Here is a 15,765-nt window from a genome sequence, read left to right as displayed (position 1 = left end):
CCAAAAAATATAACTTGTAAAACAATTTTGTTTTAGAACTATTCCATTCGTGAATGATACAATAGTCCCATGTTTTTAGTTTCTTCCCTTCCCCTTACCCTCATGCATGCAGAAAAAAACACACCCCATATGAGGTGTGCGCTTTCTGTTTACCGCTGTCCTTTCTCCTGAATGAAATGATAAAACAGCTTGTTTAAACGTTTGTATAAATCGGCTTCATCCTCCGTCTGGAAGGCTTTTATACTGTCTTCGGACTCGATGATGGCGGAGCTGACCGCACTTAGTATTTCCGACCCTTCAGCGGGCATATCAGCCGGCGCCATCATCACCAAAGCGCGGCCGACGGTCAGGGAATTTCCGTCCATGCCTTTGACACTGCATGGAGCTGTCAAATCATAAATTTTGAAAAAAGGCGTGACAATTTCTTCATTTTTGAGATGGTACAGCGCCATCGCCGTTCCCGGAATGCCGAGTCCGCCCTGTCGTTCACGCTCTGCAAGGCGCTGTGCGGTTTGTTTGGCATTACGGACAAATCCTTCTTGCTCAAGCATGGCAAACAAACGATTCAAAAACAGTTCGTACGCCGTGTTTGACTCAATGGATTTGATCGAAAAGTTCCGCAGCACGCTTTGGATAACCGCCGCATAATGTGCCATACGGCCGGCCGCTTCCAGCATATCAGGCGTCTCCGGCTGCTTCTCTTCTCTTTTACCGTTTCTTTTTTTGTCAAGAATCAGCGGAATTTTTCTTTTGATGTACTGCTTCACCTGATCAGCGTCTTCTTCGTTTAAAAGCGGACTGACCATGACGTAATCAATGTTTCCATACGGGATCGGAACGGTGGATACGATCATGTCATACGCGGTGATGTCTCGGTCCTTCAGTTCGATGAGGGAAGACATATCAAAGGAACGGATTTCCGGAAGCTCCTTTTTCAGTCTGGATGCGAGCATTTTGGACGACCCGATGCCGCTGGAACAGACGATCAGCGCTTTGATCTTCGCTTCTTCCCGTTTGATTTCCAGAGCGGAGCCGAAGTGAAGAACGATGAAAGCGATCTCATCATCAGAGAAAAGAAGCCCCGGAAAGAATTTTTCCATTCCTTCTTCTACGGCCATGTACAGCAGAAAGTAGTCGCGTTTAATTTGCTCGGTCATCGGGTTGTACATGTCGATATTTTCTTTCACCCGGTTGATCGCAGGCTCCAGATGGGCGATTAAACCGTCGTATAAAGAACCGTTTTCCGTCAGATCAATTTTGATTTTTTCAGAAATGAAGCCGATCAGCTGCTTCGTTTGCAAGGCCGTTTCAACTTCAATGTTTTCCGGTTTGAATTCCGTTTTGTATTGGCGGTTGGCGCTCCGCAAATGAATGGTGATATAACCGATCTCAGCTTCCGGAATTGAAACGCCGAACGCTTTTTCAAGCTCTTTTGCCATTTCCAGCGCAGAGCCGTACTCCTTCGTCTGCTGCAGCGCTTTTAGTTCCGAAGCCTCCATCGTGATGGTTTCTCCGAGTCTGATCCGGTCCATCGCAAAGGTTAAATGAACCGCAAGCGCCATGTATGAGCTGTCAGATAAGGCGATCGCGATTTTTTCCTTGAGCTGAATCAAGAGCCGGTCCATTTTCAAAAGTTCCGCTTTATTTACGACCCCGAACATTTTTTCAGCATCGTCAGGTTTTCCTTTAATATTGAATTCAACCGCTTCCAAAAAGCTCTGAATATCAAGCCGGTTGACGATGAGATTGCCGACGATTTTCCGTTTCGCATTTTCCGGCCCCGTCAGCTGAATGCCGAAGCCCCTTTTTCGGATCAGCGTCAAGCCGAAGGGCGCGATCCAGGTCTCCAGCTCATCCAGATCATAACTGATTGTCGCGTTTGTCACTTGCAGTTCGTTCGCCAGACTGTAGAGCTTGATCGGCTCTTGCGACTCTAATAGTGAACATAGAATTAAAAGTTTCCGCTCCTCAGCGCTGTATTCATGCTGTTCATAGGACAGGTCTGACAGGAGTTTTTGTTTGTCCTCCGGGTTTCCTACCGCTTTCAGTCCTTTGCCGGGCTGTTTATCAAGTGCCAGACCGAATGATTCCATCATCGGTTTGATTGTTTTTAACTCGCGGTGAACGGTTCTTGTGCTGACTTGTAAAGCTTCTGCCAGTTCATGCACTGTCTCGTAACGGTTCTGCAGTAATAGATGTTTCATTAATTTTTGTTCTCTCGCTGTCATATACATGAAACGCGCCTCCAGATTTTCTAGTTGTGAGAAGTATGGCATATGGGGAGTGCTGCCGGGGAAAGTGGTGTAAATTATAATATAAAACGCTTTCAATGATTATTCAACCATTTTCAAATGGCAATTTGGCACTGGGCCGTGTGACAGTATTGAAAAAGAAAAATGTGTCAGATAATATGCCATGACGCTTGTTACTCTTGATCCGCACAGCTATACTTCAAAGTGACCTTACTTGTTTTTAGACATTGCACACCACATAAACAAACGCCCGGAAGATACCTTCCGGGCGTTTGTTCTGTTTATGGAATATCGCAGCCTTGGACACCGGTATAAATCCTGAACCACTGATCATGGCTGAGTTTGTACGCGGATGCACGCACCGCGGCGGAAATGCGGTTCTCTTTTCCGCTGCCGACAATCGGCATGATGTCTGCCGGGTGGGTGAACAGCCATGCGTACATGACTTCGTCAATGGAAGCGGCGCCGATTTCTTCCTGTACGGAACGAAGCGCGGCACGGATTCGGAGGTCCTTATCTGATTGTCCTGTAAAGACGCTCCCGCCCGCAAGCGGTGACCACGCCATCGGCGGAATGCGTTTTTCCAGACAGAAATCCAGCGTGCCGTCATGAATATTTTCCAGCTCGTACGCCGAGATTTCAATTTGGTTTGTGATGAGCGGATCATCCAAATAGGATTCGAGCATTCTGTACTGGTGCGCTTTAAAGTTCGATACCCCGAAATATCTGACCTTGCCCGAGCTTTTCAGCGCGTGAAACGCTTCAGCCACAGCCTCCGGGTCCATAAGCGGGTCCGGTCTGTGAATGAGCAGCACATCCAGATAATCCGTATTCAGATTCAAAAGCGACTGCTCCGCCGACGCTAAGATGTGAGACTTCGACGTATTATAATGATGCGACTTGTTTCCGGGCCGCTCCGGTGATTCAATGACAATCCCGCATTTTGTGACGATTTCGATTCGCTCCCTTATTGAAGGCGAAAGGGACAAAGCGCCGCCGAACAGCTTTTCACACGTATAACCGCCGTATATATCGGCATGGTCGAAGGTGGTGATGCCTTGGCTGATACACCATTCAATCAGATTCAGCAGCTCTCCGTCTGAAACATTCCATTCGTTCAGACGCCAAAGCCCGTGTATCACTCTTGAAAATTCCAGGTCTTCAGCCAATTGAATGCGCTGCATGTGAAATCCCCCTTTTTCTTAGAGCCTCTTGTATCTCTGTTTTCAGGAATTGCCCATGCTGTTTCATTCTGCTTCGGCGGCCGATTTTCCTTTCAGCCCGCAAAAATCGTCATTTAATGATTCTGAAACTGCTTTTTCGCTTTTTCAACGACGTAATGGCTTCCGCCGCGTTTTTTGACGTCTTGAATCATCATCGCGATCAAGAGGTCTTTCTTTTTATAATCGTAACCGACAAACCAGCCGTTTTCTTTGCCGTCTTTATCTTCTTTAGACGTTTTCAGCTCGGCTGTGCCGGTTTTTCCGGCTACGGTAATGCCACTTACGGCCGGCTGATATGCAGAGCCGCGCGGATCTTCAACGACGCCTCTCAGCCCTTTTGTGATTTCTTCGGCATTGGCTTTTGATACCACTTGCTTATGCCAGATTTGCGGTGTTTTTTCTCCGTCTTTGATCAATGTCGGTTTGACGAGATTTCCGTCTGTTACAAATGCGGTATAGTCAGCCGCTAAGTGCAGCGGAGACATCAGCATTTGCCCCTGGCCGTAGCCCGTATCTCCGAGAAGAATCTCGGAATCAAGCTTGCCGTTAGCGATTGAGGACTTTTCAATCGGAAATTGGTACGGAATCTCTTCATCAAAGCCAAATGTTTTTAATCCTTTTGTAAACGCGTCCGCTCCGGCATCTATGGCATTTTGCGCAAAGTAGATGTTGTCCGATGTGATCAGCGCGTTTTCGAGATCCACTTCATTCAGGCGCTCTGATACGCGTGTGACATGGTAACCGCCCCAGCTCGAATCTTTCTGCCACTCTTTACCGGTGATTTTTTTCTTTTCCGACGCTTTCAATGTGCCGTTTGTCAGGCCGACTGCCGCGGCAATCGGTTTAATCGTTGATCCCGGCGCATAAAGTTTGTTGAATTTCGCTGAAAACGGATTGTTTTTATCTTCATTCAGCTTTTTCCACTCTTTTCCGCTCCAGCCGAAAAGAAAGCCGTTCGGGTCATAAGACGGTGCGCTGACGAGCGCGAGGGTCTCTCCCGTTTGCGGTTCGAGGGCGACTGCCGCTCCGCTGTCGTCTTTCATAGAATCATACAGCTTCGTCTGCGTTTTCATGTCAATCGTTACATGAATATCCCGCCCGCTTTCGGCTTTCTTTTCAGCAATGACCTCACCTGTTTGCGGGACGTAAATTTTCCAGCCGGTCGTGCCGCGCAGCTTGTCTTCATATACATTCTCAAGGCCGGCGATGCCGATTTTGGAAGTATCGCTGTATTGGCCGTCTTTCGCTTTTTTCAGCTGCTCCGCTGTGATGGTTTTAATATAGCCGGTCAGATGGGCCGCTTTTTCGCCGTACGGATAGTAGCGGGAGCTGACTTTCGTTTTCGTCACGCCGTCTAGTGCGAGCAGGCTTTTGACCTTGCTTTCATCATCCGGTCTGATTTTTTGAATCGGGACATAGGAGTCGTCTTTTACCCAGCCCTGGTTCAGTTTGCTTTTGATATCGTCTTCAGAAAGGTCCAGTTTTTCAGACAGTTTTTTGATCACGCTGTCTTTATCCTTGCCGAGTTTTCCAGGGATAATGCCGATTTCCGGCACCTCGGTATTCACGGCGAGACCTTTTCCGTCTTTGTCGTAAATTTGTCCGCGCTTCGGTTCCTCATTTGCGATCTGCACGGTTTTGTCATCGGAAAGCTGTTTGAAAATAAAAGAAGGATTCCAGTCAATGTTCCATGATTCGCCATCGTCTGTTTTCTCTTTTTTCAGGACGGCCGTGTTTTCAAAAGCGACCTTCCCTGCTTTTGTATCCATGCTGACTTTATAATCGATGTGCTGGAGGTCATCTTTTTTCTTATCGTCTTCGTCCTGTTTTTCGGCAGTGACTTTCAGATTTTTGACCCCTGCTTGTTCATAAATGGTTTCATATCGTTTTACAAAATCCTTTTTGGATCGTTTTTTCTTTTCATCTTGGGTGAGGCTTTGGTACATCTTATCGTAATGACCGCCGTTCCAGTCTTTTACGAAATCTTTCATTCTGTCTTCGGCCGATTCCGTTTTCGAGCAGCCGATCAAACCTATGATTCCTGCGAGTAAAAGTAATAGGTATAACCCTTTTTTCACTATCTATTCCCCTGCCTTCCAACTGTTATTTTCTCCTAAACCAAATCAGGCTGGCAAGGATTTTTTTCTCAGAGCGTTTAAAATTTTTTTGTTTTTCCGGCCGTCACGGCCCATATTCTTATACAATGTATCTATTAAAAAAAGGAGGAATTTCAGATGATCAGAGAAGCAGCCATGCTGTATGTAAAAGAAGGCCTTGAGGGGGAATTCGAAGAGGCATTCCGCCGGGCGGAGCCGATTATCGCGGGCATGAAAGGTTATCTGTCCCATTCCTTGTCCAAATGTATGGAAAAGACGCATAAATATTTGCTGCTTGTGGAATGGGAGACATTAGAAGATCATACAAAAGGCTTTCGCGGATCGCCGGAATATCAGGAGTGGAAAGCCTTACTGCACCGTTTTTATTCACCATTTCCCGTTGTGGAGCATTTTCAGGATCTATCAGACTCAGATCGCGTGAAGCGTAAAACCGATTAAGGAGATTGACCATACAAAAACAGCGGTATAGATATTGAATTTCCCGGAGCCGTCGTTTTCTTTCCGTTTTTCCTCCAGCCCCTGAATGAACATGACCGCACCGAGAAACACGAGCATAACCGGCTGTATGACAGAGGTATGTTCCGCATACGTAAATGCGGCGGCCGCAAGTATAATAATCAGCATCGCGAGTGACAGTTTTAAGGCGCGCAGCAAAGCAATCCATCCTTTCTATTATCATTTTTTGAACACAATTCTATTTCTGTCTTTATCCCCCATTATTCTAGCGTACTTTTTGTGCGGATAGAACGAAAGTCGGACAATTTTAAGTTTGTTTTAAGGAGCACGAAAAGCGCGCTCCCCATGAAAAGGAGCGCGCGGTTATGAGCGGGCGAGGCTTCCGTATCCGAGCCCCCGCAGGACGCATGCCATGACTTCATACCCCTTGCTGTTGGGGTGTACGCGGTCATGAGAAAGATATTCATTCATTTTTCCTTTGAAAGCGCTGTGGACGTCGGCAATTTTGACGTGCGGCGCCGATGCGAGCGTGCTGAGGTGCGCATTATAAGAGGATATCCATTTCTCTGCAATGGAGATGCCCGGGAAAGGATTGTATAAATTGAAGACGCGGATCTCATAAGGAGACGGGTGCGGCCCTTTTAAGGCAGCGATCTTGGCTATCATCTTTTCAAAGTTCTCATGGCAGTGACTGGACACGCTGGTGAATACCGAAGCATCCGATGTTTGCTGATATGCCTGAACCGAATCAATCAAATCGTTTCCGCAGCCTGTAATCGTAATCATATCAGCAGCCTGAATCCGCCTCTGAATGTACGGCAAGGACATAAGCCCGAGAATTTCTCCCGTCTCAAGGCCTGATTTGGCAAAGATGGATATGTCGGTTTTTGTCTGTAAATCTTCTGCCATCAAGCGCCCGAACCGCTGGACAAAACCGGCGGAAAACGGCCCGGATCCCCTCCCCGTCGTCAAAGAATCCCCCAGCGCCGTATAAACAAGTCCCATTTACTTTCCTCCACTCGTTACTATCGATATTGTAATGTACGCGAGTGAAGAAAAATTGGCTCGGTCAATAACCCAATTTCTCAGAAATATGCTGTGCGGCGTTTTTGACCTTTTCGGTTAAATACGGCAGCCTGTCCTCTGAAAACCGGGCTTCGAAGCCGGCGATGCTGATTCCGGCAGCCACCTTACCTTCGTGATTGAAAATCGGCGCCCCGATCGCCGCCGTATAATCTTCTAATTCCGAATAGCTGATCGTATAACCTGATTGCAAGGATCTTTCAATGGAGTGAAGCAGTTCAGCCCGATCCGTCATCGTGCCTGAGGCGATTGCGGCAAGCTTTGTCTTCTGAATGTATGTGTCAATCTCCTCTTCCGGCAGAAACGATAAAATGCTTCTGGCGCACGCTCCCGCGTACAGCGGCGACCGGCGGCCGATTGCCGTATACAGGCGGACGGTTTGGGTGCCTTCAATTTTTTCGACGTAAATGGCTTCATCCCCGTCCCTCATGATCAGCTGAACGGCCTCATCCACTTCGCTGCACAGCTCTTCCATAATCGGTTTGGCTATTTTCCTGATATCCAGACGTTCAGAGACGAGCTGGCCGAATTGTAAAAAGATCAGACCAAGCTGATAACGGCCGTCCGCCGCCCGGGTGAGAAACCCTGTTTCCTCCAGTGAGCTTGCCATCCGGTGAACCGAAGTCTTCGGCATTTCCGATAGAGAAACCAGCTCATTTAAGCTCAGGCTCGGTTCAGTGAGAAACAAATGAAGCAGTTCCATTGATTTGATGACGGTTTTGTTTTTGTTTTCCATGGTCTTTAGCCCCTTTGTCAGATCAGCCATTCCATTTTGAGCCTTGCTTTCAGCTCCTTCAGCTGCTGTTCCTTCTCCAAAAGCAGCATTTCCGCTTCCTCCAGCGAAACGGCCCGGAACGTAATATGTTCCCCCGGCATCGTTTGGGCGACGAGGGGAAGATCGGCGGATATGATATGCGCCATTCGCGGATAGCCCCCCGTCGTCTGTCTGTCAGCCAGCAGAATAATCGGATTGCCGTCCGGCGGCACCTGCACCGTTCCGAACGTCACAGCCTCAGATACCATTTCCAGCGGCTCCCGCAATTCAAGCGGAGCGCCCTTCAGCCGGTAGCCCATTCGGTCGGATTGAGGCGTGACCGTATATGACTCTTGATAAAAACGTAATTTTGCTTCTTCTGTAAAAGCGTGAAATTGAGCGCCTTCAAGCACTCGTATGACCGGATTTTTTTTCAGCGGCAGAAACCCTCTGCTGCTGACAGACCAATCAGGCGCTGAGAAACCATGCTGTCCGAAAGAATCGCTCAGACGGTACGCGATTGATTCCGAACATGGCGTCATACGGCCGAGCGGCAGCTCATCATCTTTTTGCAGCGCTCTTCCGCAAAAGCCGCCGATCCCCGCTCTGACATACGTGCTTTTGCTTTCCATGACGGCGGGCACGTCAAATCCCCCCGCGACGGCGAGATATGCGCGGCTCCCCATCTTGCACGGCCCGAATGAGACGACGCTGTTTTCCTTTATCAAAACCGGTTTCCACAGAGGGGCGGGCTCCCCATTAATATGAAAGGCGAAATCAGCTCCCGTAACGGCAATAACCGCGGGTTCTGAGAACTCAAAGGAAGGCCCTGGCCCCATGAGCGTAACTTCAAGCCCCGCCTCTTTTTCTTGATTTCCGGCAAGAAGATTGGCGATGCGCAGAGAGATCGTATCCATTGCGCCGCTTCCCAATACACCGTATTTCTGATATCCCGTCCGTCCCGTGTCCTGAACCGTCGTCAAGAGACCGGGTTTTACCACTTTCATACTCATTCGGCTCCCTCCTTGATGCGGCTGTACTCCTCTGCTGTGATCCGGACGAATTTCACCGTATCGCCCGCTCTCAAAAGACTCGGCGGATGTTCTTCCGGCCTGAAAAGCCGGAGCGGGGTGCTGCCGATCAGCTGCCAGCCGCCGGGAGTGGATATCGGATACACACCGGTCTGCATTCCCGCGATTCCTACTGAACCGGCCGGGATGGACGGCCTTGGCGACGCCTTTCTCGGCGCTCTGATCCGCTCAGACATTCCTCCTAAAAACGGAAACCCCGGCGCAAATCCGAGCATATAAACGAGATATTCGCCTTCAGTATGAATGCGGATGACGTCTTCCGGGGTCAGATCGTTCATCTCAGCGACCTCTTCTAAATCGGGACCGAAATCACCGCCGTAGCAAACGGGGATTTCCATCACCCGGCGCTCTTCTTTGCGGCCGGTCATTATATGACTGAGACGTTCTGTCACTTCTTTCTTGACCAGGGCAAAAGGAGAGACGCCTTTTTTTATGTTTGAGACGGCATACACGTCATAAAAGATCGTTAAGCTTGTGAATGCCGGAATACATTCAACGAAGCCCGGAAACGGCCGTTCTTCCATACAGGCTGCCGCCGCATGCACCCGGCTGTTGACCTCTTCGCTGATGTGCCCGCCAAAGCGGATGATAACGGCGGAATCACCGTACGGCTGTATATCAAGCGCTGTATTTCCGCTATACTGCATCATTGTCATCACCTCGTTGTATTCTTTCTCACTTACAGGACAGCAAGCGATTCATTTCGTATATCGGTGATCAGCATATGCCCCGGTGAATGTGTTATTACGATATCAGGCTTTGCTTCCATGATCACCGCCTGGGGTGTAACGCCGCAGGCCCAGAATACGGGAACTTCACCTTCCCGCACCGTTACGGCATCTCCGAAATCCGGCTGATGCAAATCGCTGATGCCGATGCTTTGCGGATTTCCGATGCGGACGGGGGCGCCGTGCACGGCGGGAAAACGTGACGTGACCTGCGCCGCGCGGACTGCAAGCCTTTCCGGAATCGGTCTCATACTGACGACCATCTTTCCTGAAAACGAGCCCGCCGGAACACAGTCAATATTTGTTTTATACATGGGAACGTTCACGCCTTCATCAATGTGCCTGATTGGAATGTGCTGATTGATAAGGGCCTGCTCGAATGAAAAACTGCAGCCGATCAAAAACCCGACATAATCATCCTTCCAATACGGCGTAATATCCGTTACCTCTTCAGTAAGCACGCCATGCCGATAAATCCTGTATTTCGGAAAGTCCGTCCGGATATCAGCTCCCGGCGCCGCTATTGCCGGAACAGGTGAACCCGCATCCGTCACATCAAGCACCGGACAAGGCTTTTGATTACGCTGGCAGAATAAAAGAAAATCAAAGGCAAGATCCTTTTGCAAAACAACGAGATTGGCTTGTGCGTAAGAAGCGGCCAACCCCGCCGTCGGCCCGGTCATCTGCCCTTTCCTGATAAGCTGTCTGACTTCTTCGGGACTCGTATCTCTCATATGGTTTTTCATATCATCAGCTCCATAGCTGCGGCATTTGCGAGAATAATGTATAGATGCCCATAACCGCCATGACAACCACTACGATCGCCCCTGCAATCGTGAGCCAGATCGGATGCTTGTAATCGCCGACGATTTTTTTCTTATAAGCGCCCAACAGAATCATCGCTAATGCAAGCGGCAGAATTAAGCCGTTAAGCGAACCGACCGCGACCAGAATTTTGGCAGGCTGGCCGATCGTGACAAAAATAAGAGTGGATACAATGATAAAACCGATAATTACGCCATGTGAGTGCTTTTCGATTTTTGCCGAAAACGATTTGAAGAATGACACCGATGTATAGGCGGCGCCGATGACAGACGTGATAGCGGCAGACCACATGATGACGCCGAAAATTTTATAGCCGACATTTCCCGCCGCAAGCTTGAACACAGAAGCCGCGGGATTATCAGGATCGATGCGCAGGCCCTTTGAGACGACGCCGAGCACGGCGAGAAACAGGGCAATCCGCATAATAGATGTAATCAAGACGCCTGTGATGGAGCTTTTCGTGACCTGAGGAATGACTTCCTTCCCTTGGATGCCTGAATCAAGCAAGCGGTGGCCGCCGGCAAATGTAATGTATCCGCCGACCGTGCCGCCGACAAGCGTCACGATTGCCAGCACACTGATATGATCAGGCATAAAAGTTTTCACAACTGCGTGTCCGACCGGCGGAGCCGTCGTTACGGCAACATACACAGTCAATACGATCATGACGATTCCGGCGATCTGCATAAAACGGTCCATGACTTTTCCGGCTTCCTTTATGACGAAAATCAGAACCGCAATCGCAGCGCTGATTAAAGCGCCGATCTCCGGTTTGATTCCGAATAATACTTGAAGACCGAGACCCGCGCCGCCGATGTTTCCGATATTAAACGCAAGTCCGCCGAGCACGACCAGAAAAGCAATGGCATAACCAGCGCCCGGAAGCACCATATTGGCAATCTCTTGGCCGCGCTTTCCGGAAACCGCGATAATCCGCCATACATTGGTTTGCGCGAAGATGTCCAAAATAATAGAGATTAAAATGATAAAGCCGAAGCTTGCCGCCAATGTATTGGTAAACGTGGCCGTTTGCGTCAGAAAGCCGGGCCCGATTGATGATGTCGCCATCAAAAATGTCGCGCCTAAAAGAAGCGACCATTTGCCGGAAGCCTTTCCGGCTGTTTTTTTCTTTTGCTCCATGCTGTCTTCCTCCCTCTGCTGCTCAGTCTTTTGCAAGCGCGCTGATTTGAATGTCTGCCGCTTTTAATTCTTTTTTGATTGTTTTTGCGAATGTGAGGGCGTGGGCGCCGTCTCCGTGAATGCAGACCGTGTCCGCTTTCAGGTTTACAGCTTGTCCCTTACGTGATGTCACCGTGCTGTCTTTCACCATTTGAATCACTTGACCGACCGCTTTTTTGTCATCCTGAATCAGCGCATCCGGCTCTGAACGCGGCGTCAGCGTGCCGTCTTCCTGATAGGTGCGGTCCGCAAACACTTCGCTTGCCGTCCTCAGTCCGATTCGATCTCCCGCTTTAATCAGCTCGCTTCCGGAAAGCCCGAAAAGAATGAGTCCGGGATCAAAATGAAAGACCGCCTGAGCGATGGCTTCTGACAAGCCGGGATTGACGGCGGCCATATTATATAAAGCGCCGTGCGGCTTCACATGCTGCATCTCGACACCTTCCGCTTTTAAAAACCCTGACAGCGCGCCGATTTGATACAGCGTCAGATCATACGCTTCCTCGGGCGTAATCGCGATCTGCCTCCGCCCGAATCCCTGCAGATCAAACAGTCCCGGATGAGCGCCGATTTTCACGCCTTTTTCCGCCGCAAGCGCAACCGTTTTGCGCATCACGCTGGGATCACCCGCATGAAAGCCGCAGGCGATGTTTGCAGATGTCACATAATCCAAAATCTCTTCATCCAGTCCGATTTTATAAGCACCGAAACTCTCTCCTAAATCACAATTGATGTCAATCTGAAACATAAGCTCCCTCCTGTATTGTAAACGTTTTATTTTATTATCATTCCGATATTCGGAACGATTATTCCGAATTGTTGAATTTCTCTTCATTATATTTAATTCTGACAGGTTTGAACATCCTTTTGTCAGAAAACCTACCATAGACCTAGTCACAAATCTGACAAAACAAAAAAAGAGAGCCTCATGCTGAGACTCTCTCTTTTTTCTATTATAACACCCAGTGGCGGATCGCTTTGGCGACCCCGTTTTCCGTGTTGACATCAGTCACCCAGTCAGCTGTTTCTTTCACGATGTCCTGCGCGTTCCCCATGGCGACGCCGACACCCGCTTTTTCAATCATGGCAATGTCATTCAGACTGTCACCCATGGCCATCACATTTTCCATCGTGAAGCCGAGTTTTTCCGATACCTTCGCCAGCGCAGCCGCTTTGTTGATACCGAGGGCATTGACTTCGATGTTGATCGGACTTGAGTTTGTGATTTCGAGCTCCTTGTATTCTTTGAGCTCTTTCAGCACCTCATTCCGCACTTCATCATCCTCGATTTCGAACCCGAACTTGAGCCACTGATGATCCGTAATCGTTTCCGGGAATTCCCCTCTCCACACTCTATCGACGGTAGAAGCCCAGAAATTCGTGTTGTGCTTATTCCTCAGATCCCATAATTTTTGAATATGATCGGTATGAAGAAGCTTGCGCTCAACCAGCTCAAAGTTGGAATCCCAGATTTCGCTGCCGTTTGCCGTGATTAAAAAGGATGACAGCTCGAGAGACTCAGCCAGTTCGCGGCAGGTCATCAGCGTGCGTCCTGTGCTGATGACGACGTGAATTCCTTTCGCCTCCGCTTCCTTGATCGCCCGCCGGTTTTCCTCCGGGATGAGCTGCTCGTCATTGAGCAGGGTTCCGTCCATATCAATCGCGATCAGTTTAATATCTGCGTCTTCTCTTTGTATCGGCATATATGTACCTCACTTTTTATATTGTAGTCGTCTCTATTTTAATACATATGACCCACAGGAACAAAAAACCGCTTCCTGCGTTTGGCAGGGCGAGCGTTGAGGAAAATAAATATTGAGGTGATGGAGGATGAAAGAAAGAAAACAAAAGAACAAACCGAATGAAAATCCTGAACATCATGATTTAACCGATCCGATTCCGCTGGAAGAGCTGAAGGAAAACGCCAATGACGAAAAACACAAACATGACCAGAGGGACAATTCACAAAGTGAAAGAGATTATGATACAAAATAACACGCTTGTCCGAAAGCCGCCTCCAGTGGCGGCTTTTTTTACGATAGCTGGATAAATATGCTGAGTTCAGCTTCCGCCACAGGCTTCCCGGCAACGGACGCTTTCGCCCGGCCGAACACAAAACCGCGTCTGATTCGCGTGACCTCAAAAAAAAGATCCAGACGGTCTCCCGGCAAAGCGGCACCTAACCTTTCCGCTTTCTTCACCGCGGATAAGAGACCGAGACCGTCACCGCCGGTAATTCCCGCGCAAGCCGCCGTTTGGGCCATTGCTTCAACGACGAGCGAAAATGGCATCTCTTTTTGGGATTCAGTTATAAACCAGTCATTTTCACTGATGTTTTTGTAAGCACCCGCCCATTTTCCGGCTTCACTGGTCGTCGTGCCGTCAATCAAAAGAAACGGAAAACGATGGGGCAATAGCTTCTGATTCATCACGCAGCCTCCCTTCTCTCTCATTATAACGCAAGAAAAAACCCGCGTCCCCCCGACGCGGGTTCATTTTTATTGATTGAGCTTTTTGAGCACGATGCCATGCAGCGGTTCATGCGGCTGAATACCGCAAATGTCTTGAAGAACGCCGCTCGTGCCTTTTTCCGCGATAAGCTTTTGCAGCTCAACCGCTTCCGGATCATCCTGATAGTCAAAGCGCAGGGCGGCGGCGATACCTTCCGCCAGCGCATTCGGTTCTTTTATTTTTTTGGCCGGCCCTACTAATCTGTCATTCGCTCCGAGTTTTCTGAGCGGTGATCTGGCGACTCTTGTCACATCATCCGTGATGTATTCATTATCAAAGCGGCTGATGATTTTTTTCATGTACTGCTCGTGTTCGGCTTGCTTAAAGCCGTACGCTTTCACCAAGTACTCGCCCGTTTCTGAAAGTGCATCGTACACGACACGCCGGATTTCCGGATGGCCGATGGCCTCTTTGACGGTTTTTAATCCGCGCTGATAGCCGACATACGCCGTGACGGCATGCCCGGTATTGACGGTAAACAGCTTTCTCTCAATGAAAGGTGTAAGATTATCCGTAAACAACGCGCCTTTAAGTACCGGCTGATCGCCGGCAAAGCCGGTTCTGTCTATGACCCATTCAAAAAACGGTTCTACGGATACTTTCAGCGGATCTTCATGGTGCTGAATCGGCACGATCCGATCTACCGCAGAATCCGGGAAGCCGACTGTCCGGTTCACGAGTTCCCGCTCCGCTTCCGTCAAATGTCCGAAAACTTCTTTTTTCAGAAAACTGCTGCCGCCGATCATATTTTCACAGGCAATGATATTGAGAGGCTCAGAGGACGTTCTGCGCTTCAGACCTTCCGCGATGGACGGGGCGATGAGTCTGAGAACGTTCGGGCCCACCGCCGTCGTAATGATCGCCGCTTCATTAATCAGCCCGTACAGCTCTTGTTCTTGCACCGCGCTGTTGATGGCTGAAACGGGGCCGATGATTTCTGTCTGCCTGCCGCCGTCGGCAAGCTCCACGGTATATTCCTTCTTTTCATTGAGAAGGCTGACCATCGTTTCATTCACATCAGCGAAAACTACGTCATAGCCGGAATGATGGAGCAGGGCGCCGATAAAGCCCCGCCCGATGTTTCCCGCTCCGAAATGAAGGGCAATCATGTCAGTTCACCTCGCTGAAAATAGCGGCCAGTTCTTCTTCCGTCTTTGCACTGATCAGCCGTTCGATGTTTTCTTCCTCTGAGCAGATGATGGCGATGTTTGACAGGATGTCTAAGTGTTCATTGTTTTTTCCGGCGATACCGAAAACGACCTTTGCCGTATTGCCTTCACCGTATTCCACACCGTCCGGAATCTGGATGACGGAAATGCCTGAATGAAGCACCTCATCCTTCGCATCTTCCGTTCCGTGCGGAATCGCAATGAAATTCCCCATAAACGTGGATGATGTTTCTTCACGTTCGAACATTTTTTCCACATAGCCGTTCTTCACGTAACCGTTATCAATCAACGTCTGTCCCGCCAGGCGGATGGCATCCTCTTTTGAGTTCACTGTCTGGTTCAGTTTGATGTTCGCTTTAGCCAATACTTCCATGATG

General features: G+C 49.2%; 17 protein-coding genes. 2 read left to right on the top strand and 15 right to left on the bottom strand.

What is annotated here, in order from left to right; genetic code table 11:
• Nucleotides 1-149: 149 nt before the first annotated feature.
• The 3 genes from ACWJJX_RS15825 to ACWJJX_RS15815 form a co-directional block, all read right to left on the bottom strand.
• On the bottom strand, nt 150-2,234 hold the full coding sequence (locus ACWJJX_RS15825; protein WP_043866838.1) for a BglG family transcription antiterminator: 2,085 nt from the start codon (nt 2,232-2,234) through the stop codon (nt 150-152).
• 299 nt (nt 2,235-2,533) lie between these two features.
• Complete coding sequence (locus tag ACWJJX_RS15820; RefSeq protein WP_014304356.1) at nt 2,534-3,436, bottom strand: aldo/keto reductase; 903 nt, start codon at nt 3,434-3,436, stop codon at nt 2,534-2,536.
• 113 nt (nt 3,437-3,549) lie between these two features.
• On the bottom strand, nt 3,550-5,553 hold the full coding sequence (locus tag ACWJJX_RS15815) for a penicillin-binding transpeptidase domain-containing protein (protein ID WP_077721815.1): 2,004 nt from the start codon (nt 5,551-5,553) through the stop codon (nt 3,550-3,552).
• A 156-nt stretch (nt 5,554-5,709) separates the two neighbouring features.
• On the opposite strand from ACWJJX_RS15815, the gene ACWJJX_RS15810 reads away from it, so the two are divergent.
• On the top strand, nt 5,710-6,030 hold the full coding sequence (locus ACWJJX_RS15810; protein WP_003156282.1) for an antibiotic biosynthesis monooxygenase family protein: 321 nt from the start codon (nt 5,710-5,712) through the stop codon (nt 6,028-6,030).
• Here ACWJJX_RS15810 and ACWJJX_RS15805 read toward each other — a convergent pair.
• The 9 genes from ACWJJX_RS15805 to ACWJJX_RS15765 form a co-directional block, all read right to left on the bottom strand.
• Nucleotides 6,001-6,216 carry a YczI family protein gene (locus ACWJJX_RS15805; RefSeq protein ID WP_369719110.1) on the bottom strand — a complete coding sequence of 72 codons (216 nt, stop codon included), beginning with the start codon at nt 6,214-6,216 and terminating at the stop codon, nt 6,001-6,003. The genes ACWJJX_RS15810 and ACWJJX_RS15805 overlap by 30 nt on opposite strands.
• 195 nt (nt 6,217-6,411) lie before the next feature.
• Complete coding sequence (locus ACWJJX_RS15800; RefSeq protein WP_353575483.1) at nt 6,412-7,053, bottom strand: GDSL-type esterase/lipase family protein; 642 nt, start codon at nt 7,051-7,053, stop codon at nt 6,412-6,414.
• 64 nt (nt 7,054-7,117) lie between these two features.
• The gene (locus ACWJJX_RS15795) at nt 7,118-7,867 is read right to left on the bottom strand and encodes an IclR family transcriptional regulator (protein WP_003156285.1); all 750 of its coding nucleotides are present in this window, start codon (nt 7,865-7,867) and stop codon (nt 7,118-7,120) included.
• A gap of 17 nt (nt 7,868-7,884) precedes the next feature.
• Nucleotides 7,885-8,892 carry a 5-oxoprolinase subunit C family protein gene (locus ACWJJX_RS15790; protein WP_103695332.1) on the bottom strand — a complete coding sequence of 336 codons (1,008 nt, stop codon included), beginning with the start codon at nt 8,890-8,892 and terminating at the stop codon, nt 7,885-7,887.
• A gap of 2 nt (nt 8,893-8,894) precedes the next feature.
• Nucleotides 8,895-9,626: a 5-oxoprolinase subunit PxpB gene (gene pxpB, locus ACWJJX_RS15785; protein ID WP_012116821.1), complete on the bottom strand. Its 732-nt coding sequence runs from the start codon at nt 9,624-9,626 to the stop codon at nt 8,895-8,897.
• A gap of 29 nt (nt 9,627-9,655) precedes the next feature.
• Nucleotides 9,656-10,450 (bottom strand): putative hydro-lyase, encoded by a 795-nt coding sequence (locus tag ACWJJX_RS15780; RefSeq protein ID WP_094247234.1) that lies wholly within the window; start codon nt 10,448-10,450, stop codon nt 9,656-9,658.
• Between the two features lie 4 nt (nt 10,451-10,454).
• A complete protein-coding gene (locus ACWJJX_RS15775) occupies nt 10,455-11,669 on the bottom strand; it encodes an NRAMP family divalent metal transporter (protein ID WP_044053272.1) in 1,215 nt (404 codons plus the stop codon).
• 22 nt (nt 11,670-11,691) lie between these two features.
• Nucleotides 11,692-12,456, bottom strand: a complete 765-nt coding sequence (locus ACWJJX_RS15770; RefSeq protein WP_044053271.1) for a 5-oxoprolinase subunit PxpA — start codon at nt 12,454-12,456, stop codon at nt 11,692-11,694.
• A 205-nt stretch (nt 12,457-12,661) separates the two neighbouring features.
• Nucleotides 12,662-13,411, bottom strand: coding sequence for a Cof-type HAD-IIB family hydrolase (locus ACWJJX_RS15765; RefSeq protein WP_003156292.1), 750 nt, complete (start codon nt 13,409-13,411; stop codon nt 12,662-12,664).
• 127 nt (nt 13,412-13,538) lie between these two features.
• Here ACWJJX_RS15765 and ACWJJX_RS15760 point away from each other — a divergent pair, with 127 nt between their 5' ends.
• Entirely contained in the window at nt 13,539-13,703 is a 165-nt protein-coding gene (locus tag ACWJJX_RS15760) for a hypothetical protein (RefSeq protein WP_003156294.1), read from the top strand.
• Between the two features lie 38 nt (nt 13,704-13,741).
• On the opposite strand, the gene ACWJJX_RS15755 is transcribed toward ACWJJX_RS15760, so the two are convergent.
• The 3 genes from ACWJJX_RS15755 to ACWJJX_RS15745 form a co-directional block, all read right to left on the bottom strand.
• Complete coding sequence (locus ACWJJX_RS15755; protein WP_077721804.1) at nt 13,742-14,137, bottom strand: 3-hydroxyacyl-ACP dehydratase FabZ family protein; 396 nt, start codon at nt 14,135-14,137, stop codon at nt 13,742-13,744.
• Between the two features lie 69 nt (nt 14,138-14,206).
• Nucleotides 14,207-15,328, bottom strand: coding sequence for a mannitol-1-phosphate 5-dehydrogenase (locus ACWJJX_RS15750; protein ID WP_077721802.1), 1,122 nt, complete (start codon nt 15,326-15,328; stop codon nt 14,207-14,209).
• A 1-nt stretch (nt 15,329) separates the two neighbouring features.
• Complete coding sequence (locus tag ACWJJX_RS15745; protein WP_012116817.1) at nt 15,330-15,761, bottom strand: PTS sugar transporter subunit IIA; 432 nt, start codon at nt 15,759-15,761, stop codon at nt 15,330-15,332.
• Between the last annotated feature and the right edge of the window lie 4 nt (nt 15,762-15,765).

Source organism: Bacillus sp. YH3-2-B2 (assembly GCF_053663335.1).
Note: the sequence above shows the minus strand (reverse complement) of the source record. Positions and strands in the feature narration are given on the sequence as shown.